We start from the raw sequence: 24,886 nt of genomic DNA on the forward strand, positions 1-24,886 counted from the left end.
TCGGGGTCAATAGCGTCTGACTCAACACAAGTACTTGACATAACTATAACCCTATGGTTGAGCTTTAGGGTCAATCGTTCGAACTAGGAAGGCATCATGACGCCACCCCACAATTACTTGGCCGTCATCAAAGTCGTCGGCATCGGCGGCGGCGGCGTCAACGCTGTCAACCGCATGATCGAGCAGGGTTTGAAGGGTGTTGAGTTCATTGCGATCAACACCGACGCACAAGCGCTGCTGATCTCCGATGCCGACGTGAAACTCGACATCGGTCGGGACTCGACCCGTGGCCTCGGCGCGGGTGCCAACCCCGATGTGGGACGGATGGCCGCGGAAGATGCCAAGGACGAGATCGAGGAACTCCTCAAGGGAGCCGACATGGTCTTCGTTACCGCCGGGGAGGGTGGTGGCACCGGCACCGGTGGCGCTCCCGTCGTTGCGGCGATTGCCCGCAAACTGGGCGCACTGACCGTCGGTGTGGTGACGCGTCCGTTCTCCTTCGAGGGCAAGCGCCGCGGAAACCAGGCCGAGGCCGGAATCGCCTCACTCCGCGAATCGTGCGACACCCTGATCGTGATCCCGAACGACCGCCTGCTGCACCTCGGTGACGCACAGGTCAGCCTCATGGACGCCTTCCGCAGCGCCGATGAAGTCTTGCTAAATGGTGTGCAGGGCATCACCGACCTCATCACCACACCCGGCCTGATCAACGTCGACTTTGCCGACGTTAAGGGCGTCATGAGCGACGCTGGCAGCGCGCTGATGGGCATCGGCGCCGCACGCGGCGAAGGTCGTGCACGCAAGGCCGCCGAGTCGGCCATCAATTCGCCGCTTCTGGAAGCGTCGATGGAGGGCGCGCGCGGCGTGCTGCTGTCAATCGCGGGCGGCAGCGATCTGGGCCTCTTCGAGATCAACGACGCGGCGTCGCAGGTTCAGGAAGCCGCACACGAAGACGCCAACATCATTTTCGGCACCGTCATTGACGACAATCTCGGCGACGAAGTCCGCGTGACTGTTATCGCTGCCGGCTTCGACAACTCCGGGTCGTCGCAGAAGGCCGCGCCGCCGGTCGGACAGCACGCCGCCGCGAGCAAGGCCAACATCAGCAATGCGACCGCTGGTGAAACCTCACGGCCCAGTGTCAACGACCCGCTGTTTAATCGGGACAGCAACCAGGCCAATCCGTTCAGTGAACCCGCGCCGCGTCGCAATGCGATCCGCCTCGACGACGATGACGTCGACGTTCCCGATTTCATGAAGTGAGCCGGCACAGCAGCGGAGAACGTACTTAAGCGGAGAACGTACTTAACCAGTGGAAAAGCCTTTCAAAATCCGGCGCGCGGTCACCTCGCGCGCCGGAGGCGTGTCTGTCGCGCCCTATGATTCCTTTAATCTTGGCGATCACGTCGGTGACGATCCGACGGCGGTAGCCGCAAATCGGGACCGCCTGGCGCAGGGCCTCGGCGTCGCGCCGGAGCGGGTGGTGTGGATGGAGCAACTCCACACTCGAACGATCACCGTCGTCGATGGTCCGGTCGCCGAACCTGTGCCCGCCACGGACGGACTGGTGACCAACCAGAAGGATTTGGTCCTCGCGGTTTTGACCGCGGATTGCGTCCCTGTGCTGCTCAGCGATGAGGAAGCCGGGGTAATTGCCGCGGTTCACGCCGGTCGGGTGGGCGCACGCGTCGGCATTGTGCCCGCGGCGCTGCGAACCATGGTCCAACTCGGTGCGCGGATGGACCGGATTGGGGCCTTCCTTGGACCTGCTGCCGGCGGCGACCGCTACGAAGTTCCGCCAGCCATGGCCGCCGATGTGGAAAAGCATCTGCCAGGCAGTATGAGTCGCACCAAGAAGGGCACCACGGGTCTCGATCTGCGCGCAGGCATTCGAAGGCAACTCCTCGAGGCTGGCGTTTCCGGGGTAGCAATGGATCCGCGCGAAACCATTGGCGACCCGATGCTTTTTAGCCACCGACGCGGGGCTCCGACAGGGCGCATGGCGTCCGTGATTTGGATGGATACCTCCGAGGCGCGGAAATGACCGTGCGGTCAGCCGCCGAAGGCGCCGACGATCCGCGCACGCAAGACCTGAAAAACGCTCTGGTTCGCACGCGGGAGCGTATTGCCGCGGCGGCGGAAGCAGCGGGCCGCGAGGCGGACGAGGTAGAACTGCTCGTCGTCACAAAATACTTTCCCGCCGATGATGTCGTGCGACTGATCGATTTAGGGGAACGGGAATTTGGTGAGTCGCGCGAGCCCGAGGCCAGTCGGAAAGTGGCTGCGGTTCGCGCCGAGCGGAGTGACATTTCCTTCACGACCGACATGATCGGGAGCGTGCAGCGCAAGAAGGCCGGGTCCGTAGCTCGGTGGGCGCGCCGCGTCCATTCAGTGGACTCGCTCAAATTGGTCGAAGCCTTTGATGGTGCGGCGACGCGCGCGCTTGACGCGGGTGAGCGCAGCACGGCTCTCGGCGTCTTGTTGCAGGTCAGCTTGGACGGCGATCCGGGTCGGGGCGGTCTGCCCGCCGTTGAGTTGGCCGCTGCTGCCGACCGAGTTCTTGCCTGTCCGTCATCGTTGCGTTTGGACGGACTCATGCTGATTGCACCGCTCGGCATGGAGCCCGACGCTGCGATGTCACGGCTCGCACATATCCATTCTGACTTTGTGCGCCGCTATCCCGGTGCCGTCGAGTTGTCGGCGGGGATGAGTGGCGACATGGAATCAGCTATTGCGCACGGATCCACATGTGTGCGTGTCGGAACCGCAATCATGGGCCCGCGGCCGATACTCTCGCTTTAGTCACACTGGTCACAACAGAACCACTGGCCATCAGGCGTAGCACTAAACACACCAATCGCAGGACCGTTCAGGAAGGCTCGTAATGACGACGATGCAGAAGTTCAAGGCATATTTCGGCATGGTGCCTCCGAGCGAGTTCGAGGACGACTACCTGGCCGATCCTGAAGATCAGCAAGCTTTGTCGGCGCGAGAGCGCGCCTACATGGACAAGTACCGCAGCGATGCCACCCGCGACGACGCCTATTACGGCAACGGCGCGTTCCGCGAGGACGCTGACCGCGACTACCGCGAGTCAGAGTTCCGTGAGCCAGAATTTCGGGAGCACGACTACCGGGAGCAGGGTTACCGAGACGCTCGGGTTCGCGGCGAGGCTGAGCAGCGGTTCCGTGAATCGTCGTACCGTGAATCGGAATTCATCCGTTCGGGCGACGAGCGCGGATTTTCCCCGCGCGTCGAGACTGATCGTCCTTACGTCGGCAGTCGGCGAGCATCTGAGCCCGACTCGGTTCGACGCCTCGCGCCGCTCAACCGATCGTCGAACGTATCCGTCCGCGGTGCCAACGCGGTCGCGCTTGATTCGCAAACCGATCTCGATCCCCAGTCGGAGAGTGTGATGAAGAAGATCTCGACGCTCCGTCCCAGCGACTACTCCGAGGCGCGCACCATCGGCGAGCGGTTCCGCGACGGTAGCCCAGTCATTATTGATCTCGCCGACATGAGCAACGACGAAGCTAAGCGTCTCGTTGACTTCGCCGCCGGCCTGGTCTTCGCGCTGCGCGGCTCGTTCGACAAGGTCGCGACTAAGGTCTTCCTGCTTTCGCCCGTCGGCGTCGATGTCTCGCCCGAGGAGCGTCGCCGAATCGCAGAGAGCGGCTTCTACAGCCCGTCCTGACCTCTTTCCAGCATGCTTCCTTGCTGCGCCGCTCCGGATTACCGGGGCGGCGCGGCGCATTCCGGGTAGATCAGGCACTCTTGTGTAGTGAGTACCTTTCTGTGGATCTTGTACCTGGCACTGTTCTGTTACGTCGTGCTGATGCTGAGTCGGTTCGTCATCGAGATGGTGCAGTCGTTTGCGCACCGCTGGCGCCCGTCCGGGGCCGCGGTGGTGGTGATTGAAGTGATCTTTACGGTCACCGATCCGCCGGTGAAGCTGCTCCGCAAGCTGATTCCGCCACTGTCCCTGGGGCCAGTGAGACTGGATTTGTCATTGATGATCGTGATGATTGTGATGATGATCCTGATGAACGTCGTCGGCGGGTTTGCTCGCAGCGTCTCGTAAATCACCTTATTGTCATTAAGGTGATGTCGCTGGTGAGGGTCAAAGATGGCCAAGTTGGCTGTTCGACACGGCTAGTTGCCTCCGAACGAACGATTTCGACGATTTGGCCTAGATTTGATTGCGAACAGGACGCGGGGAGGAAACACTACTTGGTCCTGAAGTGACAAGATGACACGCTAGTTACGCAGTGGTACTGGTATTAATAGAAATGCGATAAAGATTGGGACGTGTTCGTGCTTGTTTGGGCGGCACGGTTTCCTCTCTGACCGCGACAGAATACGACGTGTCGGGAACGGCACGCGGAAATCACCAAGGGGAGAGGCGAAATGCGGCTCACACCAGCTGATGTGCATAACGTCGCGTTCAGCAAACCGCCGATCGGTAAGCGCGGTTACAACGAAGATGAAGTCGATCAGTTCCTCGACTTCGCTGAAGCTGAACTCGCACGTCTGATCGACGAGAACGCGGATCTGCGGCAGCGCGTTAGCGAACTCGAGACCGAGCTCGCAGATGCACGCGCCAACGCTGCGGGCGGACACACCCAAGCGTTCGCGGCAGTGCCCGAGCCTCAGGCTGCGCCTCCGGCCCCGGAGCCGGTCGCTGCGCCCGCCATGCCCGACGAAGAAGCCAGTATTCGTGCAGCACGCGTCCTCGCCTTGGCGCAGGACACCGCAGACCGGGTCACCGGTACCGCCCGCGGTGAAGCCGAAAGCATGATGTCTGAGGCTCGCAATCGCTCGGACGCGATGGTCAGCGAAGCGCAGGCCAACGCCGACGCCACGCTTGCCGATGCTCGTCAGCGGAGCGAAGCGCTGCTGGCCGACGCACAGACCCGCGCGGAGACGCAGGTGCGTCAGGCACAGGAACGCGCCGACTTCCTGCAGCGCGATGCGGAGCAGAAGCACACCGAAATCATGACCACGATCAACCAGCAGCGTTCGGTGCTGGAAGGTCGTATCGAGCAGCTCAAGACCTTCGAGCGCGAATACCGCACCCGACTCAAGACCTACCTCGAATCGCAGCTCGAAGAACTGCAGCAGCGCGGTAGTGCCGCGCCCGTCGAGAACGGTCAAGCCGGGTATGCGCCGGAAAATGGTCAGGCCGGGTACGCGCCCGAGAGCGGTTACCCGCAGGGCTAACCGGGCTAAACTCGACGTGAAAATGAATTCCTACACCGATCCGACGAGGGTGACATGCTGAGCATTGCATTGGGGGCCACCCTCGTCGGTTTCGCCCTGCTCGTGGTCGCACTGGTGACTGCCAATCTTGGATTGGCAATCGCCTGTGTAGCGGTCTGCGTCGTGGGCTTGATCCTCCTGCTCGTCGACACCATCCGCGCCAACCGGCGCGGACACGGCAACGTCGACGACGATCCACTCTTCACCATTCGCGGGCGGGAATCCGTGGCTCGCGAAGAACCGCTGGAGGCCAGCCTCGCCGAAGACGATGTCGCCGGTGATGACCTCGCTGACGACGCTGGCGACAACGGCTTCGATGAGGCCGATACCGAAAACCCGCAGTCCGGATATTCCCGGGATCCCGGCTATCCACGGATCGGTCAGTCTGATGGTCTCGGATCGGTCGTGGTCCCCGCTGACGAGCAAGTGCTCGGTGACGGCACACCCACCGGCCCAAATCTGATGGATCCCGACACGACCGAAAGCAATCCGGGCGGCGGTGACGTGAACGACTACCTGCGGTCGACCGGATCTTTCCCGGTGCAACCGCCAGCAACTGCTGCCGCTCCGGTGGTGCCGCAAGCACCCGCACCGGCCGCACCGCGATTTACGCCCGGACCGCCAGTCGGATCCGAGTCGGGTCAGCAACCCGCCGTTCAGGACCCGATCAGCGGACCGCACCCGACGATTCCGGACCAGTATGTCGGACGCCGACGGCTCGCGGACGATCCGACCGACGACATCGTCGTGCGGTCTTCGGACCCGGATCTGCCCGCAATGCAGTTTGTGTGGGAAGACCCGTCGACGACGAACCCACCCAACAACCAGGGCTAAGCACCTCGTAGCGATTGCGCCCCCGGGAATATCCCGGGGGCGCAATCGCTTGACAGGGGCACATCGTGGTTGCAGTACAATCAACAATCGAAACAGAATCTCGACAGCGTTGACCCGGCTATCACCGGCGAGCTCCCGGAAGAACCGATCACGCAACCGCGGTTGCCGATCTCAGTAGAACCGGGCGGGTTCGGCCCGACACAGCCGTCCAATGAGAGGCATGTCCAGCAGGGCATGCAAGCGGGGTGGTACCGCGCGCAGCCACTGACCCACACTGGGTCTGGGCCAGGCGTCCCCGTGCCGACAGAGCTGAAGAACATCAGCACGCACCAGGCACGAGGAGTAGCGCGTGAGCGACCACCACCCAGATCCAGTAGAGAACGCAACAGGCCGTGCCTACCCGATCGTCGACTTGACCGACGGCACCGGGCGGGGTGCGCCGTCATTCCCGAAGGTCGAAGAGACCGTCCTGTCGTACTGGGACACCGACGACACCTTCAAAGCATCGATCGCGAACCGCGAGGGTGCCGAAGAGTTTGTTTTCTACGACGGTCCTCCCTTCGCCAACGGACTGCCGCACTACGGGCACCTCCTCACTGGCTACGTCAAAGACGTCGTGCCGCGGTACCAGACCATGCGCGGTAAGAAGGTCGAGCGCCGATTTGGTTGGGACACGCACGGTTTGCCCGCAGAACTCGAAGCAGAGCGGCAGTTGGGGATCACCGACAAGTCGGAGATCGAAAAGATGGGCGTCGACAAGTTCAACGCCTACTGCCGCGACTCGGTGCTCCGGTACACGGGCGAGTGGCGCGACTACGTGACCCGCCAGGCACGCTGGGTCGACTTTGACAACGACTACAAAACCCTCGACGTGGATTTCATGGAGTCGGTGATGTGGGCGTTCAAGAGCCTGTACGACAAGGGTCTCGTGTACCAGGGCTACCGCGTCCTGCCGTACTCCTGGTATGAGCAAACGCCGTTGAGTAACCAGGAGTCCAAGCTGGACGACGCCTACCGCATGCGGCAGGACCCAGCCGTCACCGTCACGATGCCGCTGTCGGTACCGGGCAGCCCGCTCGACGGCGTCAACGCGCTGATCTGGACGACCACTCCGTGGACGCTGCCGTCGAACTTAGCGATCGCCGTGCACCCCACCACCGAATACTCGCATGTGCGGGCCGAAAACGGTCGGGAGTACCTACTGGCGACCGCACTCGTCGGGGCGTACGCGAAGGAACTCGGCGACGTGGAACCCGTCGCGACTTACCAGGGCAGTGACCTGGCGGGACTGTCGTACCAGCCGCCGTTTGACTTCTTCCTCGGACACGAAAACGGTCACCAAGTCCTGCTTGCCGACTACGTGACGACCGACAGCGGAACCGGCGTTGTGCACTTGGCGCCGGCTTTCGGTGAAGAGGATATGGATGTTGCGACCGCCAACGGCATCGAGGTGGTTCAGCCACTCGACCCGGGTGGCCGCTTCACCGAGATGGTTCCGCCGTACCAGGGGCAGATGGTCTTCGATGCCAACCCGGCGATCATCAAGGACCTCAAGGCCGCCGGGCGGATCCTGCGACACGAGACGATCGAGCACTCGTACCCGCACTCGTGGCGGTCGGGTCAGCCCCTGATCTACATGGCGGTTCCGTCGTGGTTCGTCGCCGTCACTCAGATCAAGGAGCGGATGCTGGAACTCAACCAGCAGATGACGTGGTCGCCATCGCATATCCGCGACGGCCAGTTTGGCAAGTGGCTTGAGGGTGCGCGCGACTGGAACATCAGCCGCAACCGCTACTGGGGTGCGCCGATCCCCGTGTGGGTCTCGGACAACCCCGAATACCCGCGCGTTGACGTCTACGGCAGCCTCGATCAGCTGGAACAGGATTTCGGAGCCCGGCCCGACGATATGCACCGACCGTTCATCGACGAGCTGACGCGCCCAAACCCGGACGATCCGACAGGCAAGTCGACAATGCGTCGTGTCCCCGAGGTGTTGGACTGCTGGTTTGAGTCGGGTTCCATGCCGTTCGCGCAGGTCCACTATCCTTTCGAGAACACCGACTGGTTCGACGGCAACCCGGCTACGGGCGAGGTCGCCCACAATCCGGGTGACTTCATCGTCGAATACAACGGTCAGACACGCGGATGGTTCTACAACCTGCACGTGCTGGCGACTGCACTCTTCGATCGGCCAGCTGTCCGGACGGTCGCCGCGCACGGCATCGTCCTCGGCGACGACGGTCAAAAGATGAGCAAGTCGAAGCGCAACTACCCGGACGTCAACGAGGTCTTCGATCGTGACGGCTCGGATGCGATGCGGTGGTTCCTGATGGCGAGCCCGATCTTGCGTGGCGGCAACCTGGTGGTCACCGAACGCGGTATCCGCGAAGGTGTGCGTCAGGCACTGCTGCCGATGTGGAATGCCTACAGCTTCTTGCAGTTGTACGCGGACCGTCCGGCCACGTGGCGGACCGATTCAACGTCGATTCTCGATCGGTACATCCTGGCGAAGCTCGCCGTGACGCGTGACGAGATGACCGATGCCCTCGACGTTTACGACATCGCCGGTGCCTGCGAATCGTTCCGGGAGTTCTGCGAATCTCTGACCAACTGGTATGTGCGACGCTCGCGTGCACGCTTCTGGGCTGGTCAGGACGTAGATCCGGACGCCTTCGATACCTTGTACACCGTGCTTGAGGTGGCCGGGCGTCTGGCAGCACCATTGCTGCCGTTGGCGACCGAAGCTATGTGGCGTGGGCTGACCGGTGAGCGTTCGGTGCACCTGACGGATTGGCCGACGGCCGAAGAACTGCCGGCGGACCCGGATCTCGTTGGTGCGATGGACCAGGTTCAGGAAGTGTGTTCGGTCGCGTCGAGTGTCCGCAAGGCAAACCAACTGCGCGTGCGACTGCCGCTGTCGGAGTTGACGGTCGCCTCGCCGAAGGCGGCGCTCATGGCACCGTATGTCGACCTGATCGCCGAGGAAATGAACGTTAAGAACGTGGTCCTCTCCGACGACGTCGACTCGGTTGGTCGTGTCGAGGTGGCGGTGAACGCTCGTGCGGCCGGTCCGCGCATCGGTAAGGACGTGCAGCGGGTCATCAAGGCCGTGAAGTCCGGCAATTGGGAGTTTGGTGTTGATGCCGAGACCGGCGAGCAGACCGTGGTCGCCGATGGCATCGAGCTGAAGGGGGAGGAGTTCTCCCGGAAACTGGTTGCGGTGGCACCGGATTCGACGGCGGAGATGCCCGGTGGCGTCGGCCTCGTCGTCTTGAATACTGAGGTGACTCCGGAACTGGAGGCCGAGGGATGGGCCAAGGACCGGATCCGTGAACTGCAGGATGCGCGACGAAACTTCGGTTTGGAGATCTCCGACCGCATCTCGGTGCGCATGGTGGTCCCGGAGGATTGCCTCGATACCGCACAGACACACGCCGCTTTGATCGCCGGTGAAGTGTTGGCGACGTCGTTCACCGTCGAAACCGGTGCCCCCGCCTCGACTGAACTCAGTCACGGCGTCAGCGTCGATCTGGCCAAGGCTACCGACTAGCCCCGAGCGCTCCGCGCCCGCCGTTCCCGCATGATGCGTTGATTCCCGCTACACGTCAGACGTGTAGCGGGAATCAACGCATCATGCGGGAAGTCAGGGCAGGGGGGTGGGGGTCGGGTACCTCGGGGCGAGGCCGTCACCGCTTGAGGTTCCCCGCAGTCGGCGGCCGAGCCACGGCGCAGCGAAACCGCTCGCCCAGGCAAGGTTGTCGGACAACTGCTCGACGGTCGACGGGGTTGTTGGGGCAGGCAACTCCATAGGCGTGAGGGCATGGTCAACGCCGACTGCCTCAAGGACGGCTATCGCCATCCGCTGATGACCGATCGACGACATATGCAGTCGGTCGAAGGCCCACAGCCGCCGATCCCGGTAATCGGGGATGCGCCAGAAGTCGACGATCGTCGCGCCGTGCCGATCGGCGATACTGCGCACCCCCTCGTTGTAGATCGCAAACCGGCCGCGCAAGGCACTGAACAACGGCCAGCCACCCGGATCGTGCGCGGTAAACATCACGACGGTCGCACCCGACTGCGTCAACCGAGCGATCGCGGCGTCATACTCGTCCAGCAACGCATCAAGGTCGACGCTCAGCCGCAAAATATCGTTGGCGCCGGCATAGATCGAAGCGAGATCTGGTCGCAAAGCAATCGCGGCGTCGATCTGCTCAGCGACGATTGGGCCGAGCTTGCGACCGCGAATGGCCAAATTCGCATACTCGGACGCGGGATCGAGGCGGCTAAGTTCGGCAGCGACGCGGTCGGCCCAACCGCGAACTCCGTTTGGTAGCTCCGGGGCCGGATCGCCAACACCTTCGGTAAACGAGTCGCCCAGGGCGACAAAACGCTGAAAACTCACGCGCTCCAGGCTACCGGCAACACGGGCACAGGGACGTCGCCGTGCAGTGGACTGGCGATAGAATTGATCCATGGACGTCGATGACCTCGAAAAACTTCAGCGCTGGGAAGACAACGGTGCTCAGTGGGACGTCATTTCTCTCCGCAGCGACTCGGCAGTCATCGCCCTATTGCGCTGCGATGCTGGCGAAGAAGTCGAACGCTTCACGACCACCGATCCCCGCGTTCTCGATCGGTGCCGACACAAACGTGGCTAATTCGGCGAGCGGTCGCGATGCGGCAAGCGGGACCGATTCCGAGCGGAGCGCCCGCTGGGTGATGCACATCGACATGGATGCCTTCTTCGCATCGGTGGAGCAACTGACTCGCCCAACGCTCGCGGGCCGACCGGTCCTGGTAGGCGGGGCAGGGGGGCGTGGCGTCGTCGCGGGTGCCAGCTACGAATCACGCGTCTACGGTGCGCGGTCGGCGATGCCTATGCATCAGGCCCGACGCCTGGTGGGCGGAACCGCGGTGGTCGTGCCACCGCGCGGCGGCGTGTACTCCGTGGTGTCCCAGCGCGTCTTCGGGATCTTGCGAACGTTCATCCCCATCATCGAAACCCTCTCGTTCGATGAGGCCTTCGGCGAACCAACCGAACTGGCCGGGGCGAGTGCGGCGGAGGCAGCAGATTTTGCCGAGCGAGTCCGGACGGTAATCCGAGAACAGACCGGGCTGCCCGCATCGGTGGGTTTCGGGTCGGGCAAACAGATCGCCAAGATCGCCTCAGGAATGGCGAAACCCGATGGGGTGAAAGTGATTTCGCCGTCTGTTGAGCTCGGTTTTCTGCAGGGACTGCCGGTGCGGAAGCTGTGGGGAGTTGGCCCGGTGACCGGGGATCGGTTGGCCCGACTGGGAATTGAAACAATTGGGCAACTGGCGGCGCTCGCCGAAGCGGAAGTGACATCGGTTCTCGGTGCGACGGTGGGGCCCGCGCTGCACCGACTGGCCCGCGGGATCGACGAGCGTCCGGTGACAGAACGTGCCGAGAGTAAGCAAATCAGTGCCGAGACGACCTTCGCCGTCGACATTGTCGACATGGCCAACCTTCGTTCCGCAGTCGCCGGTGCCGCGGCGCATGCCCATCGACGTCTGCTCAATGACGGTCGTGGGGCGCGAACCGTCGTGGTGAAACTGCGGCGGTCGGACATGTCGATTCTGACCCGATCGATCACACTGCCTGCCGCGACCACCGAGCTAGAGACGCTGACTGCGGCGGCATACCGGGTGACGCTGGACCCACTCGTCGTCGGCCCGATACGGCTCGTCGGGGTTGGCTACTCGGGGCTGTCGACCACCCAGCAGGAGTCGCTGTTTCCCGAACTCGACGAGGAACCAGAACCAATTGACGGTCTCGACGAGACAGCGCCGATGGCCGACGCCGACGCGTCGCCAGAACCGGCAAAGCTTCAGCAATGGCCAACGGGGACAGATGTTTTCCATCCCGACCACGGTCACGGGTGGGTGCAGGGCGGCGGCCACGGATTCGTCACTGTCCGATTTGAAACACGTGCCACCGGCCCGGGCCGGGCACATACCTTTCGACTTCCGGAGCCCACGCTGGTCCGGGCTGACCCACTGGACAGCCTCGCCTGGGATCTAACAGGCGAAGAATCTCCGGAGCCGTAGTTCAGGCTGGCGCGGAGGCGTCGAAGAAGGCCTTTACGGCCTCGCCGCTGGCACCTGCCGAGAGCAAGGCGATCAGCGCCATGCGTGCCTGCGGTGCGCGCAGCCACGGGGAAAACACCGCCCCGGCCCGCGCGAGGTCGACGCCACCGCCACCACCGCCGTATGTCGGCTGGACCTCGCCATAGGGCACGCGTGTCGATACCACCACCGGCACCGAGCGGTTAACCGCGAGGTTCACCTCGGCCGTGATGTCCGGGTGAGTATTGCCCGATCCGGTGGCCGACAGCACGATCCCGGCGGCCCGTTGTGCGACTGCAGAGGCGATGGTGCCGGGAGAGACTCCGGGATACAGGGCCAGTAGATCTACACGTGCAGGATGGCCCTCCGGTAGTACATCAGAGACCAGTGGTCGCGGCAGGTTGGTATGGACGGTGTCGAATGCGATGAGGTCGGTGGTGGAGGTCTTAAATGCGCCGCGGGCACCTAACACGCGGCCCCCAAGCGCGACCAGAACACCGCGGCCACGCGAATCAGCATCGGCGGCCAGCGCGACGGCCGCGGCAATGTTGGCCGGCCCGTCGGAGAGACGGTGATCAGCGGGGAACTGGGCGCCGGTGAACACGACAGGCCGCGGGTCAGCGGCATAAACGTCGGCGAGAAAAGCAGTCTCTTCTAAAGTGTCAGTCCCGTGCGTCACCACCACTCCGGTCACGGCAGGATCGTTCAGTGCCTCGGCGATAGCTGCGACGATCGTGAACTGATCGCGGACCGTCATCGCCGATGAGTCTTTCACCATCAGTTCCATGGGCTGCACCACCACGTCACCGGCAACGTCCGGCAGCAGGTCCGCAGCATGCAAAACGGGGACCGCGCCGTCGTCGGTGGTGCGGGAAGCGGCGGTGCCGCCAGTGGTGATCATCACGACTTGACGAGTACTCATGGGGGCAATTCTTCCATCCCGCACCGAATAATGTGCGCAGGTCGCTTGGTGCTGACGAGACACATGAGACAACGCTGAGAGAGTCTGAGAGCAAGTTAGGTAACTGCGCACATCGCCGGGACTTTGGCATAGTGGTTTGAGTTCGGGCCTTGGGGCCCGCTTAGTACTAACCAATGTGAGGACATTTTCGGTGAAGATTCGTAAATTCGTGACCGGTGCCGTAATCGCCGGAGCTGTTGCGGCGACCGCGGCATGTGGCGGTAACGATGCAGTGACGCCTCCGGTTCCGACTGCAACCTCGAGCAGTGCGGCCGCGACAACCGCGGCGACCGGCACCGAGGCCGAGCTGACGAACCCGAAGAAGGTGCCCAGCGTTGCGGCGCTGAACGACATGCTGCAGGAAGCGCTCGATCCGTCGATCAAGCCGGCAGACAAGGTGCAGCTCGTCGAGGGTGCCGAGGTTGACCCCGACCTGTTCAAGGAACTGGTGAAGGCCAAGAAGGACAACCCGGACGTTACCTACCAGATCAAGCGTCCGGTCCAGAAGGCTGGCCCCAACCGGGCCAAGGTGAAGGTTGAGATCAAGCTTCCCAACAACCCGCCAACCAAGATCGACGCGTCCATCGTGTTCGACGACGGTCGCTGGAAGTTGTCGAAGCAGACCGTCTGCCCGCTGCTAAGCCAGGCCGACGTGAAGTCGCCACTTTGTGCGGAGACCGGCTCGAGCACCAAGAAGAAGGCTCCGAGCACCAGCAAGTCAGCGGGATAACCCGCCGCTGAAGACTCTTCACCCTCGCCGGGTGGGCGCTATTTTGTCGCCTTCCAGGTGAGGGTGAACTTGTTCTGCTGCAGGATTGGCCGGTTGGCGTCATCGCCGACCAACTCGCGGCCCCCCTTGACAGCGAGACTTCCGGCGACCGGGAAGCGTTTCGTCAAGTCGACGGTCAGCGTGCCCGAGCCACTCATCGAGAACCGGGAAATGTGCAGTTTGTCGTCCGAGCCGGGGATCGAGAAGATCGAGTTCACCGGGGTCTCGTCGATTTTCACATCGAGGGTTACCACGTTGCCGTCGCGGCGAGCCAGCGTCACGTTCATCGTTTGGGTGACGGTCGCCGCTGCCGACACCGTACGGACCGACGTCCACGTGGCACCAGCCCCAACAGGCGAGGTTGGCAACGGAACCGAATAGTTCAGTGCCTCCAGTAGGGACTGTTCAAGCGCGCTGCGCGCTGGCGACTGCGATCCATCGGTTGGCTTCAACCGCAGGCGGGTCGGCACCATGCCGTCCGTGTACGACAGCCCGCCCGTCGAACCGTCGAGCTCGGGGAGTAGTTCACTGAGCTCAAGATCCTTACTGGTCGGGGAACCGATGGAGAATTCCAGGCTCGACGGATCGTCGCAGATCGTGCGGGCGGTAATCGGTGTCGCCAACTGCTGCTGCGTCCGCTGCACCTGGTTGGCGTCGGACCCACGGTCGGTCGGCGCGATGCTCGCCTCCAACGACGACGTTGTCAACGTCACTTTCTGCGGGGCTGTGGTTGCCGGTACGACTGCCAGTTCTTGCGCGGGACCGGTCCCCGGCGACACGAGCTTCACTTCGGGCGTCGACAGCGAAATGGGGCGGGCACCGTCGGTCCGACTGGCGGCGGTTGGCGCGCAGGGGCCGTCGTCTGCGGTGTCGTCCGAGGAACAGGCGGTAATGCCACCCGCAATAACGAGGGCGGCCGCCGTCACCCCGAAGGCTCGCCGTACCGATTTCGGTGTGTACGCAATTGCCGAAGACGGCCGGTGCACGAAGACTGACGCGTTGCTCACGAAAGCCACAGTAGTGGGTCCGTTTGCGCGTCAGAGAGGTCCCCGCGCCGGGCGAGTTCGGCGTTGGCGGCCTCAGCGTGGACAATTGACGATATGAGTGAACCCGAGGCGCCGCGCGTCGAAGCGTCGAAGCGTCGGGGCGGGGTCGCGTTGATCCCCGTCCTGATTGGTGTGGCTGTTGCTGCTTACCTGATCGATGTGCTGAGCAAGGTGCTGGTCGTTGCCACGATGGAGCCGTATCAGACGGTGTCGGTGATCGGTGACTTCCTTACGTTTCGACTCATCCGCAACAGCGGCGCGGCCTTCTCGATGGCCACGGGCTATACCTGGGTGTTGACGTTTGTTGCGCTGGCGATTGTGGTGGTGATTGCCCGCTATGCCAAGCGGCTCGGCTCCCTCGGCTGGGTAATCGGACTCGGATTGGTCCTGGGCGGTGCGCTCGGCAACCTGACCGACCGCATGCTGCGCGATCCGGGACCGCTTCGCGGCCACGTCGTCGACTTCATTCAGGTCGGCAGTTGGTGGCCGACGTTCAACATGGCAGACTCCGCTGTCGTCTGCGGCGCGATCCTGCTGGTGGTCCTGACACTTCTCGGCTACGACTACGACGGCAGTCGTACCGGCTGGGCGGCACGAAACGATCCCGACGACGCCGAGACCGACTCCGAGGCAGACACCACTTCCGCAAACAATGATGGAGATGCGAATGCGTGATTCACGGGCAATGCCGGTTCCCGACGGGCTGCAGGGGATGCGCGTCGACGCCGGAGTGGCCCGGGTGCTCGGCCTTTCGCGCACGGTGGCCGCGAATCTGGCAGACGCCGGTGACATCTTCGTCGACGGCGTCGCCGTCGGTAAGTCGCACAAACTCGTGGCAGGCACCTGGCTCGACGTGACGTTGCCCGCGCCCGAGCAACCGCTCACGGTGGAGCCGACTCCCGTCGAAGACCTCAAAATCCTCTATCAAGACGATGACATCATTGTTGTCGACAAGCCGGCCGGGGTTGCCGCGCATCCGTCGCTGGGGTGGACGGGTCCAACGGTGAACGGGGCACTTGCGGCCGCCGGGTTCCGCATTTCCACGTCGGGCGCACACGAGCGTCAGGGCATTGTCCACCGGCTCGACGCTGGCACTTCGGGCGTGATGGTCGTGGCGGCTTCCGAACACGCTTACACGCTGCTGAAGCGGGCATTCAAGGAGCGCACTGTCGACAAGCGTTATCACGCTTTGGTGCAGGGGCATCTGGATCCGCTCTCGGGCACGATTGATGCCGACATTGGGCGACACCCCGGCGGGGAGTGGCGGTTCGCGGTGACAGCCAATGGGCGTCCGTCGATTACGCACTACGACACCATTGAAATGTTTGCTGCGGCCTCGTTGCTCGACGTGCACCTGGAGACCGGGCGCACGCACCAGATTCGTGTGCACTTCTCCGCGATGCATCACCCATGCTGTGGGGACCCGACGTACGGTGCGAACCCGAAGTTGGCGGCACGGCTCGGACTGATTCGTCAGTGGCTACATGCGCGGAAGTTGGGTTTCGCTCACCCCGCCGATGGTCGTTACGTTGAGTTCGAAGCCGACTATCCCGAAGACTTGCAGCACGCTTTGGACGTCTTGCGCGAATCGTAGGCCAGGGCCGACAGTTGGGCCCGTCCTGCCTCATCTGTCACAGGTCAGCGCGCCGGGGAGATCTTGTCAGAGGTCTTCTCTAAAGTGGAGGCACCGCAGGCGGATCGCGGTCGCGGGATGAAAATCATGGCGATCGCAGTTCCATTGCAGGACAAGGTTTCTGTTATCGGTGTTTGTTTTGTAGAGGAGTTGCTGCGTGTCCGGGTCGTTCGTTCATCTTCACAACCACACCGAATATTCGATGCTCGACGGTGCGGCGAAGATGTCGCCGCTGTTCGACGAAGCCGAGCGACTGGGAATGACCGCCATCGGCATGACCGACCACGGCAACATGTTCGGTGCTAGCGAGTTCTACAACACCGCAAAAAAGCACGGCGTCAAACCGATCATCGGCATCGAGGCTTACGTTGCCCCCGACTCCCGTTTCAACACCAAGCGCGTGCTGTGGGGTACGCGAGATCAAAAATCCGACGACGTGTCCGGTTCCGGTGCGTACACGCACATGACGATGGTCGCCGAGAATGCCACCGGGCTGCGCAACCTCTTCAAGTTGTCCTCACTGGCGTCCACCGAAGGTCAACTCGGTAAATGGCCGCGGATGGACGCCGAGATCATCGCCCAGCACGCCGAAGGCATCATCGCGACGACGGGTTGCCCGTCCGGCGAGATCCAGACCCGTCTGCGACTGGGCCACGATGCCGAAGCATTTGAGGCCGCAGGTAAATGGCAGGAGATCTTCGGCAAGGAGAACTTCTACCTGGAACTGATGGAGCACGGCCTGGAGATTGAGCGCCGCGTCCGCACCGGCCTGCTCGACATCGGCAACAAACTGGGCATTAAACCCCTGGTGACCAACGACTGCCACTACGTCACCCGCGGGCACGCCGAGGCCCACGAAGCACTACTGTGCCTGCAAACCGGCAAAACGCTATCCGACCCAACTCGCTTCAAGTTCGACGGCGACGGCTACTACCTCAAGTCCGCCGAGGAGATGCGTGCCCTCTGGGACGACGTCGTTCCCGGCGGCTGCGACAACACGCTCGAAATTGGCGAGCGCGTGCAGTCTTACGAGGACGTCTACAGCCACCACGACCGCATGCCGATCTTCCCGGTTCCCGAGGGTTACACCCAGGAGACATGGCTGGCCAGGGAAGTCATGGCCGGACTGGATCGTCGATTCGACGGTCGCCCCACCGACGAATACATCGCCCGTGCCGAGTACGAACTCCGCGTCATCAACCAGATGGGGTTCCCCGCCTACTTCCTCGTCGTCGGCGACCTCATCGCCCACGCCCTTGAAGTCGGCATCCGCGTCGGCCCCGGACGAGGTAGCGCCGCCGGTTCGTTGGTCGCATACGCGATGGGCATCACCAACATCGACCCCATCCCGCACGGTCTGCTGTTTGAGCGGTTCCTGAACCCTGAGCGCGTATCGATGCCCGATATCGATATCGACTTCGACGACCGTCGTCGTGGCGAAATGATCACCTATGCCTCCAAGAAGTGGGGACACGACAAGGTCGCGCAGGTCATCACGTTCGGCACCATTAAGACGAAGGCAGCGATTAAGGACTCCGCCCGCGTCCAGTTCGGTCAGCCGGGCTTCGCTATCGCCGACCGCATCACCAAGGCGCTGCCTCCGCCCATCATGGCCAAGGACATCCCGGTGTGGGGCATCACCGACCCGAAACACGAGCGGTACTCGGAGGCAACCGAGGTCCGCACGCTCATCGAGACCGACCCTGACGTCAAGCGAATCTATGACACCGCGCTCGGCCTTGAGGGGCTGGTTCGCAACGCAGGTGTGCACGCCTGCGCGGTCATCATGTCGAGCGAGCCGCTGACCGACGCAATCCCGGTATGGAAGCGCCCACAGGACGGTGCCATCATCACCGGCTGGGATTACCCATCATGTGAGGCCATCGGCCTGCTGAAGATGGACTTCCTGGGCTTGCGCAACCTCACCGTCATCGGTGACGCCCTTGAGAACATCAAGGCCAACCGCGGGATCGACATCGATCTCGACAAGCTCCCACTGGAAGACACAGCGACCTACGAGTTGCTGGCGCGCGGTGACACCCTGGGCGTGTTCCAACTCGACGGTGCCGCCATGCGTGAGCTGCTGAAAATGATGCAGCCCACCGGCTTTGAGGACATCGTCGCAGTGTTGGCGCTGTACCGGCCCGGTCCCATGGGGGTGAACGCGCACACCGACTACGCCAAGCGGAAGAACGGTCTGCAGGACGTCAAGCCGATCCATCCTGAGCTCGAAGAGCCGCTGAAGGAAATCCTCTCCGAGACGTACGGCCTGATCGTCTACCAGGAGCAGATCATGCAGATCGCTCAGAAGGTGGCCGGTTACTCGCTTGGTCAGGCCGACCTGTTGCGTCGCGCCATGGGTAAGAAGAAGAAGGAAATCCTCGACGAGGCCTACGGCGGGTTCGCCGAAGGCATGAAGAACAACGGCTTCTCACAGGAAGCGATTACGGCGCTGTGGGACACGGTCCTTCCGTTCGCCGGCTACGCGTTCAACAAGTCGCACGCCGCCGGATACGGCCTGGTGTCGTTCTGGACCGCTTACCTCAAGGCGAACTACCCTGCCGAGTACATGGCGGGCCTGCTGACGTCGGTCGGCGACGATAAAGACAAGGCCGCGATCTATCTGGCGGATTGCCGCAAGATGGGCATCACCGTGTTGCCGCCGGACGTTAACGCCTCACGCGCGGACTTTGCGGCCGTCGGCGAAGACATTCGCTTTGGCTTGGCCGCGATCCGCAATGTCGGATCGGGCGTCGTCGCGTCGATTATCGCTTCCCGCGAGGAGAAGGGGGCGTTCGCGAACTTCTCCGACTACCTCGGCAAGGTCGACGTACAAGCGTGCAGCAAGAAGGTCACCGAGTCGCTGATTAAGGCTGGCGGTTTCGACTCGCTCGGCCACGACCGCAAGGGCCTGTTCTTGGTCCACGCTGATGCGATCGACGCTGTCCTGTCGACAAAGAAGGCCGAAGCGATCGGACAGTTCGATCTGTTCGGCGGTGCCGGGGGAGGAGACGACGCAACGGCTGACGTCTTTGCCGTCAAGGTCCCCGAAGACGAATGGGAACTGAAGCACAAGCTCGCTCTGGAACGCGACATGCTGGGCTTGTATGTGTCGGGCCATCCGCTGGCTGGCGTGGCACATGCCCTTTCCGCGCAAACTGATACGTCGATCACCACGTTGCTGGAAGGCACGGTGCCAGATGGTGCGCAGATCACGATCGGCGGCATCATTTCCTCGGTGACCCGACGGGTCAACAAGAAGGGCGAGCCGTGGGCCGCCGTGACGCTGGAAGACATGGTCGGTGGCGTGGAGGTGTACTTCTTCCCCCGCGCGTACGTGGCGTACGGCATGGACCTCGTCGCGGACAATATCGTGCTGGTTCGGGCTCGTGTCAATAAGCGTGACGATTCGACAATGATCAGCGCCAACGACCTCGCCGTGCCGGACCTCTCGGCGGCAGGGACCACGAAGCCGTTGAACCTGACCTTGACGGCACGAGTCTGCACGCCGGACCGCGTCGGTGCTCTTAAGCAGATCCTGGAACGTCACCCTGGCACGTCCGACGTCCATGTGACGCTGGTCAGCGAGCGCAAGCAAACCCAGTTGCGCCTCACCGACTCCCTCCGCGTTGCACCAACGTCAGCGCTGATGGGCGACCTTAAGGCGCTCCTTGGTCCGGGCTGCCTGACCTGACCGACCGTCTCGATCCAACCAACCCGCGCATCAGGTTTCGGTGAGCCGAAACTTTGTTTGACGGCTCGCGTACACTCGGAGTCATGGCAACACTGATTCAGCTGATTCCGGAGGCCTCACGCGTGCGCACCGTGGCATCGGTGTCGGTGTTCGGTGTTCCATGGCCGATCCATAAGCTTGCGGCGGTCGTCGTGGGCTTCGTCGCGGCAGGTCTTGCGTTCTGGTTCACCGGGTCTGGCAACGCTGCCATGTGGGCTAGTGCGGCGGCAGTCGTTGTTGTCTGGTGGGGTGGCTACCGCATCGGTGGGTCGCGGTGGGACGATGGAGAACGTGACTTCATCGCCGAACATCGTTCCCACTGTTGAACTCGGTCTAACTCCGGACAGCATTAGGGATGCGGCAAGTCGGTTGGACGGCGTCGTCCGCCGCACACCGCTCGAACCCTGCCCCCGATTGAGCGCGGAAGCCGGGGCCAAGATCTTCCTTAAGCGTGAAGACTTGCAGACCGTGCGGTCGTACAAGATTCGCGGCGCCTACAACGTGATGGCGCAGTTGAGTGAGTCCGAACTCGCCGCTGGCGTGGTCGCTGCTAGCGCCGGTAACCACGCACAGGGTGTGGCTTATGCCTGCGCTCGAATGAAGGTGAATGGTCGGATTTACGTTCCGACCACCACTCCTAAACAGAAGCGTGACCGAATCCACTGGCATGGCAAGGGATTTGTTGAACTGATTGCCGTCGGTGACACCTACGATGCCGCAGCTTCCGCCGCGCAAAGTGATGTGCTTCGGACCGGTGCCACATGGATCCACGCCTTTGATGACCCGCGCACCGCTGCGGGGCAGGGAACTATCGCGAAGGAAATCGTCGAGCAGTTGGGGTCCGACCCCGACGTCGTGGTGCTTCCGGTCGGTGGCGGCGGGTGCATGGCAGGCATCCTCACCTACCTGCGCGACGTCTGCCCCGACGTCGCCATCATCGGTGTGGAACCGCACGGTGCGGTTTCGTTGTCCGCGGCGCTTGTACACGGTGAGCCATACACGCTGACGACGGTTGATCCGTTTGTCGATGGCGCTGCGGTGAAGCGAATCGGTGCGCTGGGACACGACGTGATGGCCGACGCCGGCGCTCGCGTAGTGACGCACCCAATCCTTTCCGAGATCACCGACGATCCGCAGGTCGCGGTAATCGACAAGGCCGACATTGACTTTGCGCCCGGCAGTGTCACGATCACGTCGGTCAGCGAAGGTGCGATCTGCTCCACCATGTTGGAGCTCTATCAGAACGAAGGAATCGTCGCCGAACCTGCCGGCGCGCTGGCCGTCACTGCGGTCCAGGAGCTCGACGTACCCAAGGACGCGAAGGTCGTCGCGCTAATTTCCGGTGGCAACAACGACATTTCGCGCTACGGGGAAATCATTGAGCGGTCGCTGGTCCATCGTGGACTCAAGCACTATTTCTTGGTGAACTTTCCGCAAGAGCCAGGTGCATTGCGTCGTTTCCTCGACGAGGTGCTTGGCCCCGACGACGACATCACCCTCTTCGAATACGTCAAGCGGAACAACCGAGAAACCGGTGCGGCGCTCGTCGGTATCGAACTCGGCGACCGGAATGGCCTAGAAGGGCTCCAAGATCGGATGAAACGCTCGCGCCTCGACGTTGAACTGCTTGAGCCGGATACCCCGGCTTACCGCTACCTCACGTAGCGCCGGGGTACCGTGCTCGAGGCGGGATCAGGACTTCTGGTTGATTCGAATCAGATTGCCCGAGGGGTCGCGGACCGCGCAGTCGCGGACACCGTAGTCCTGGTCGGTGGGCTCCTGCACGATGTCGGCGTCGGCGGCAGCGAGGGTGTCGAACAGGGCTTCCAGGTTGTCAGACGACAGAGTCAGCGCACCGTACGAACCCTTGGCCATCAGATCCAAGACGGTCTGCCGCTCATCATCGGTGATGCCGGGATCGACGGCTGGCGGATGTAGGACGATCGAAACCTCAGGCTGACCGACAGGTCCCACCGTGAGCCACCGCATGTCCTGGTAGCCGACGTCCTTTCGGACCTCGAATCCGAGCGTGTCTCGGTAGAAGCCCAAGGCCGCATCGGCGTTGGTGTGTGGAAGGAACGCGTACGTAATCTCAATGTTCATGGTTTCGACGTTAAGCTTCCGGCGGCGGCTTGGCTTCTCGATTCCTGATCGGTCTGGCAACCACTTTCGCCAGGCACGGGGGAATGCCCTCTAGCTCGCCGGTATTTGCGCGTCGATACGCCGCTGGTGACACGCCAACCAGTTCGGTGAACCGCGTGCTAAACGTGCCGAGTGAGGATGATCCCACCGCGAAGCACACTTCGGTGACTGACATGTCGGTACCTCGCAGCAGTGTCATCGCCCGCTCGACCCGGCGCGTCATGAGATACGAGTATGGCGACTCGCCGTAGATCCGTTTGAATTCGCGACTCATATGGCCGGGTGACATGTACGCATCCCGGGCGAGTTGCTCCACATTGAGCGGCAGATCGTATTCGCGATCGATCCGGTCGCGGATGCGGCGGATTGCCGTGAGTGCAGCGGTTCGTCGGCTTCTCTCGTCCTCGCCCAGATTCACAAGTGTCTGCCCTTTCTCGCGTCCAGAATTTGGAACTCCTGAAACTCAGGTATTACCAGGATGTTTCGAGGTCAGTGCCGGGAACTGACCAATTTCCTTCATAGGTGAAGTTATGTGTGGCCCGGCGCACAATGACCGGAAATTGCTGTGTATATTACGACCAGACGATCCGGCAGGATCGTACGTATGGGGGATACGGCATCGCGCCAAATTTTCCCTGCGGAGTGTGAACTCAACATGAAGGTAGGGGTGTGGACACAGGAACGGTGGAGCCGGAGCAGCGCCAACCCGCGCAGCACCAGCCAGTGGCCAAACGTCGATGGTCCGATAGCGGAGCGGGAAAATGGTTCGACGGCCACATTAAGAAGTCCTTCGAGACCTTCGGTCGGCAACTGGCAATGTTCGTCGAGGTCTTTAAAGTCCTCATCGAAGACATTGTGAAGAAGCGCTTCCCGTTCAAAGAGTTTGTCCGACAGTGCGCCTTCATGGCGTCGACCTCAGTTTTTCCGACCCTGTTGGTCGCCATCCCAATTGGCGTCATTGTCTCCATCCAGGTATCGAACATCGCCGGTCAGATTGGTGCGACTTCCTTCGCCGGTGCCGCCACGGGTCTTGGCGTCATCCGCCAGGGCGCACCGCTGGTCACGTCGCTGTTGCTTGCTGGCGCTGTGGGTTCCGCAATCGCCGCAGACCTGGGATCTCGCACGATCCGCGAAGAGATCGACGCCATGCGCGTGATGGGCGTTAACCCGGTCCAGCGGCTGATCTCGCCGCGACTGCTAGCAACCATGGTTGTGGCATTTCTGCTCTGCGGTTTCGTGTGTTTCGTGGGGTTCATCACCGGCTATCTCTTCAACGTGTACTTCCAGGGTGGAACACCGGGCAGCTATACGGGCACGTTCGCCTCGTTCGCTGGCACGCCTGATCTCCTATTCGCCCTCGGTAAGGCCGTCATCTTCGGGGCCATCGTTGCGATTGTCGCCTGTGACCGCGGATTGTCGACCACCGGTGGACCGGCAGGTGTCGCAAACTCCGTGAACGCGGCAGTGGTCAACTCGGTGATCTTGCTGTTCACCGTGAATGTGATCTTGACGCAGATCTTCGCGCTCGTCGTCCCGGCCAAGGTGGTGTGAGTTGACGGCTTCCCCGTATGTACCACCGGTTTTGCGGCCGCTTTCGTGGCTGAAAAAGTTATGGGAAGTCCCGCGCGACGGGGTCGTCGCCATGGGCCATCTCATTACTTTCCTGGTGAAGTCCATCGGACTGGCACCCATCACATTTACTCACTACCGCAAGGAAGTGTGGCGACTGCTCTCCGACGTCGCCTGGGGTAATGGGGCCATCGTGGTCGGCGGCGGAACCGTCGGCGTCATGATTATTCTCGGGCTCATGGGCGGTGCGACCGTCGGCATCGAGGGCTACACCGCCCTGAATCTGCTCGGTATGTCGCCGGTGACGGGCGGGTTGTCGGCCTTCGCCACCACCCGGGAGATCGCGCCACTACTGGCGGCCACTGCCTTCACTGCACAGTCGGGCTGCCGTTTCACCGCGCAATTGGGCTCGATGCGAATCAGCGAAGAAATCGACGCCCTTGAGTCGATCGCGATCCGACCGCTTCCGTACCTGGTCACCACCCGCATGGCGGCGGCCGTCTTGTCGATCATTCCGCTGTACGCCATCTCGCTGGCCGCCAACTACGTTGCCGCGCAGGTGATGTTCCAGTTGCAGTCCGGTGCAGGCTCGGGTACTTACCTGCACTACTTCGACCAGTTCATGCTGTCGCAGGATGTTTTTTACTCGTTCCTCAAAGTGATCGTGTTTGTGCTGCTCACCACCTTTATCCAGTGCTACTACGGGTACTTCGCCTCGGGTGGCCCGGAAGGTGTCGGGGTGGCGGCCGGTCACGCGATCCGGCTTTCGATCATCACAATCGTCTTCGCGAACCTCATCCTGACCCTGGTCTTCTGGGGTACCTCTGCAGGCATCAAGATTTCGGGATAG

At 62.4% G+C, this 24,886-nt stretch carries 23 protein-coding genes; 18 read left to right on the forward strand and 5 right to left on the reverse strand.

Annotated elements, in window-relative coordinates; all coding sequences use genetic code 11:
* Positions 1-96 precede the first annotated feature (96 nt).
* The 8 genes from ftsZ (at position 97) to ileS (ending at position 9,643) form a co-directional block, all read left to right on the forward strand.
* Entirely contained in the window at positions 97-1,263 is a 1,167-nt protein-coding gene (ftsZ, locus tag AC1L34_RS03075) for a cell division protein FtsZ (RefSeq protein ID WP_424323935.1), read from the forward strand.
* A gap of 100 nt (positions 1,264-1,363) precedes the next feature.
* Positions 1,364-2,044: a peptidoglycan editing factor PgeF gene (gene pgeF / locus AC1L34_RS03080; RefSeq protein WP_480035095.1), complete on the forward strand. Its 681-nt coding sequence runs from the start codon at positions 1,364-1,366 to the stop codon at positions 2,042-2,044.
* Positions 2,041-2,802, forward strand: a complete 762-nt coding sequence (locus AC1L34_RS03085; protein ID WP_424293661.1) for a YggS family pyridoxal phosphate-dependent enzyme — start codon at positions 2,041-2,043, stop codon at positions 2,800-2,802. The genes pgeF and AC1L34_RS03085 overlap by 4 nt, the downstream gene beginning before the upstream one ends.
* A gap of 82 nt (positions 2,803-2,884) precedes the next feature.
* Positions 2,885-3,694: a cell division protein SepF gene (locus AC1L34_RS03090; protein WP_424293660.1), complete on the forward strand. Its 810-nt coding sequence runs from the start codon at positions 2,885-2,887 to the stop codon at positions 3,692-3,694.
* A gap of 87 nt (positions 3,695-3,781) precedes the next feature.
* Positions 3,782-4,081 (forward strand): YggT family protein, encoded by a 300-nt coding sequence (locus AC1L34_RS03095; RefSeq protein WP_424293659.1) that lies wholly within the window; start codon positions 3,782-3,784, stop codon positions 4,079-4,081.
* Positions 4,082-4,407: 326 nt separating this feature from the next.
* On the forward strand, positions 4,408-5,220 hold the full coding sequence (wag31, locus tag AC1L34_RS03100; protein ID WP_424293658.1) for a DivIVA-like cell division protein Wag31: 813 nt from the start codon (positions 4,408-4,410) through the stop codon (positions 5,218-5,220).
* A gap of 54 nt (positions 5,221-5,274) precedes the next feature.
* Positions 5,275-6,093, forward strand: coding sequence for a hypothetical protein (locus tag AC1L34_RS03105; protein ID WP_480035096.1), 819 nt, complete (start codon positions 5,275-5,277; stop codon positions 6,091-6,093).
* 349 nt (positions 6,094-6,442) lie between these two features.
* A complete protein-coding gene (ileS, locus tag AC1L34_RS03110) occupies positions 6,443-9,643 on the forward strand; it encodes an isoleucine--tRNA ligase (protein ID WP_424296244.1) in 3,201 nt (1,066 codons plus the stop codon).
* 93 nt (positions 9,644-9,736) lie between these two features.
* Here the strand turns inward: ileS and AC1L34_RS03115 are convergent, their stop codons facing one another.
* Positions 9,737-10,498 (reverse strand): SGNH/GDSL hydrolase family protein, encoded by a 762-nt coding sequence (locus tag AC1L34_RS03115; RefSeq protein WP_480035097.1) that lies wholly within the window; start codon positions 10,496-10,498, stop codon positions 9,737-9,739.
* Positions 10,499-10,568: 70 nt separating this feature from the next.
* Between AC1L34_RS03115 and AC1L34_RS03120 the strand changes: the two genes are divergently transcribed.
* Complete coding sequence (locus AC1L34_RS03120) at positions 10,569-10,754, forward strand: hypothetical protein (RefSeq protein ID WP_424296462.1); 186 nt, start codon at positions 10,569-10,571, stop codon at positions 10,752-10,754.
* A gap of 61 nt (positions 10,755-10,815) precedes the next feature.
* Entirely contained in the window at positions 10,816-12,165 is a 1,350-nt protein-coding gene (locus tag AC1L34_RS03125) for a DNA polymerase IV (RefSeq protein WP_424296466.1), read from the forward strand.
* A 1-nt stretch (position 12,166) separates the two neighbouring features.
* On the opposite strand, the gene AC1L34_RS03130 is transcribed toward AC1L34_RS03125, so the two are convergent.
* Positions 12,167-13,105, reverse strand: a complete 939-nt coding sequence (locus tag AC1L34_RS03130; RefSeq protein WP_424322329.1) for an asparaginase — start codon at positions 13,103-13,105, stop codon at positions 12,167-12,169.
* A 190-nt stretch (positions 13,106-13,295) separates the two neighbouring features.
* On the opposite strand from AC1L34_RS03130, the gene AC1L34_RS03135 reads away from it, so the two are divergent.
* On the forward strand, positions 13,296-13,874 hold the full coding sequence (locus AC1L34_RS03135) for a WKL family lipoprotein (protein WP_424294383.1): 579 nt from the start codon (positions 13,296-13,298) through the stop codon (positions 13,872-13,874).
* 38 nt (positions 13,875-13,912) lie between these two features.
* Here AC1L34_RS03135 and AC1L34_RS03140 read toward each other — a convergent pair whose 3' ends face one another.
* On the reverse strand, positions 13,913-14,920 hold the full coding sequence (locus tag AC1L34_RS03140) for a hypothetical protein (protein WP_480035098.1): 1,008 nt from the start codon (positions 14,918-14,920) through the stop codon (positions 13,913-13,915).
* 93 nt (positions 14,921-15,013) lie between these two features.
* On the opposite strand from AC1L34_RS03140, the gene lspA reads away from it, so the two are divergent.
* The 5 genes from lspA (at position 15,014) to ilvA (ending at position 21,990) form a co-directional block, all read left to right on the forward strand.
* Positions 15,014-15,634 carry a signal peptidase II gene (gene lspA, locus AC1L34_RS03145; protein WP_480035099.1) on the forward strand — a complete coding sequence of 207 codons (621 nt, stop codon included), beginning with the start codon at positions 15,014-15,016 and terminating at the stop codon, positions 15,632-15,634.
* Positions 15,627-16,553 (forward strand): RluA family pseudouridine synthase, encoded by a 927-nt coding sequence (locus tag AC1L34_RS03150; RefSeq protein ID WP_424324811.1) that lies wholly within the window; start codon positions 15,627-15,629, stop codon positions 16,551-16,553. Before lspA ends, AC1L34_RS03150 begins: the two co-directional genes overlap by 8 nt.
* A gap of 196 nt (positions 16,554-16,749) precedes the next feature.
* Positions 16,750-20,286, forward strand: a complete 3,537-nt coding sequence (dnaE, locus tag AC1L34_RS03155; protein ID WP_424294387.1) for a DNA polymerase III subunit alpha — start codon at positions 16,750-16,752, stop codon at positions 20,284-20,286.
* Between the two features lie 83 nt (positions 20,287-20,369).
* Positions 20,370-20,651: a hypothetical protein gene (locus AC1L34_RS03160; RefSeq protein ID WP_424294388.1), complete on the forward strand. Its 282-nt coding sequence runs from the start codon at positions 20,370-20,372 to the stop codon at positions 20,649-20,651.
* Complete coding sequence (gene ilvA / locus AC1L34_RS03165; protein ID WP_424324007.1) at positions 20,608-21,990, forward strand: threonine ammonia-lyase IlvA; 1,383 nt, start codon at positions 20,608-20,610, stop codon at positions 21,988-21,990. The genes AC1L34_RS03160 and ilvA overlap by 44 nt, the downstream gene beginning before the upstream one ends.
* A 27-nt stretch (positions 21,991-22,017) precedes the next feature.
* On the opposite strand, the gene AC1L34_RS03170 is transcribed toward ilvA, so the two are convergent.
* Together AC1L34_RS03170 and AC1L34_RS03175 are read right to left on the reverse strand one after the other, a co-directional pair.
* A complete protein-coding gene (locus AC1L34_RS03170) occupies positions 22,018-22,428 on the reverse strand; it encodes a VOC family protein (protein WP_424294390.1) in 411 nt (136 codons plus the stop codon).
* A 10-nt stretch (positions 22,429-22,438) separates the two neighbouring features.
* Positions 22,439-22,879 carry a helix-turn-helix transcriptional regulator gene (locus tag AC1L34_RS03175; protein ID WP_424294428.1) on the reverse strand — a complete coding sequence of 147 codons (441 nt, stop codon included), beginning with the start codon at positions 22,877-22,879 and terminating at the stop codon, positions 22,439-22,441.
* Positions 22,880-23,190: 311 nt separating this feature from the next.
* Here AC1L34_RS03175 and AC1L34_RS03180 point away from each other — a divergent pair, with 311 nt between their 5' ends.
* Complete coding sequence (locus AC1L34_RS03180) at positions 23,191-24,018, forward strand: MlaE family ABC transporter permease (RefSeq protein WP_424294429.1); 828 nt, start codon at positions 23,191-23,193, stop codon at positions 24,016-24,018.
* Between the two features lies 1 nt (position 24,019).
* Positions 24,020-24,886 carry an ABC transporter permease gene (locus tag AC1L34_RS03185; RefSeq protein ID WP_424294391.1) on the forward strand — a complete coding sequence of 289 codons (867 nt, stop codon included), beginning with the start codon at positions 24,020-24,022 and terminating at the stop codon, positions 24,884-24,886.

This window comes from Gordonia sp. 34D, assembly GCF_056682775.1.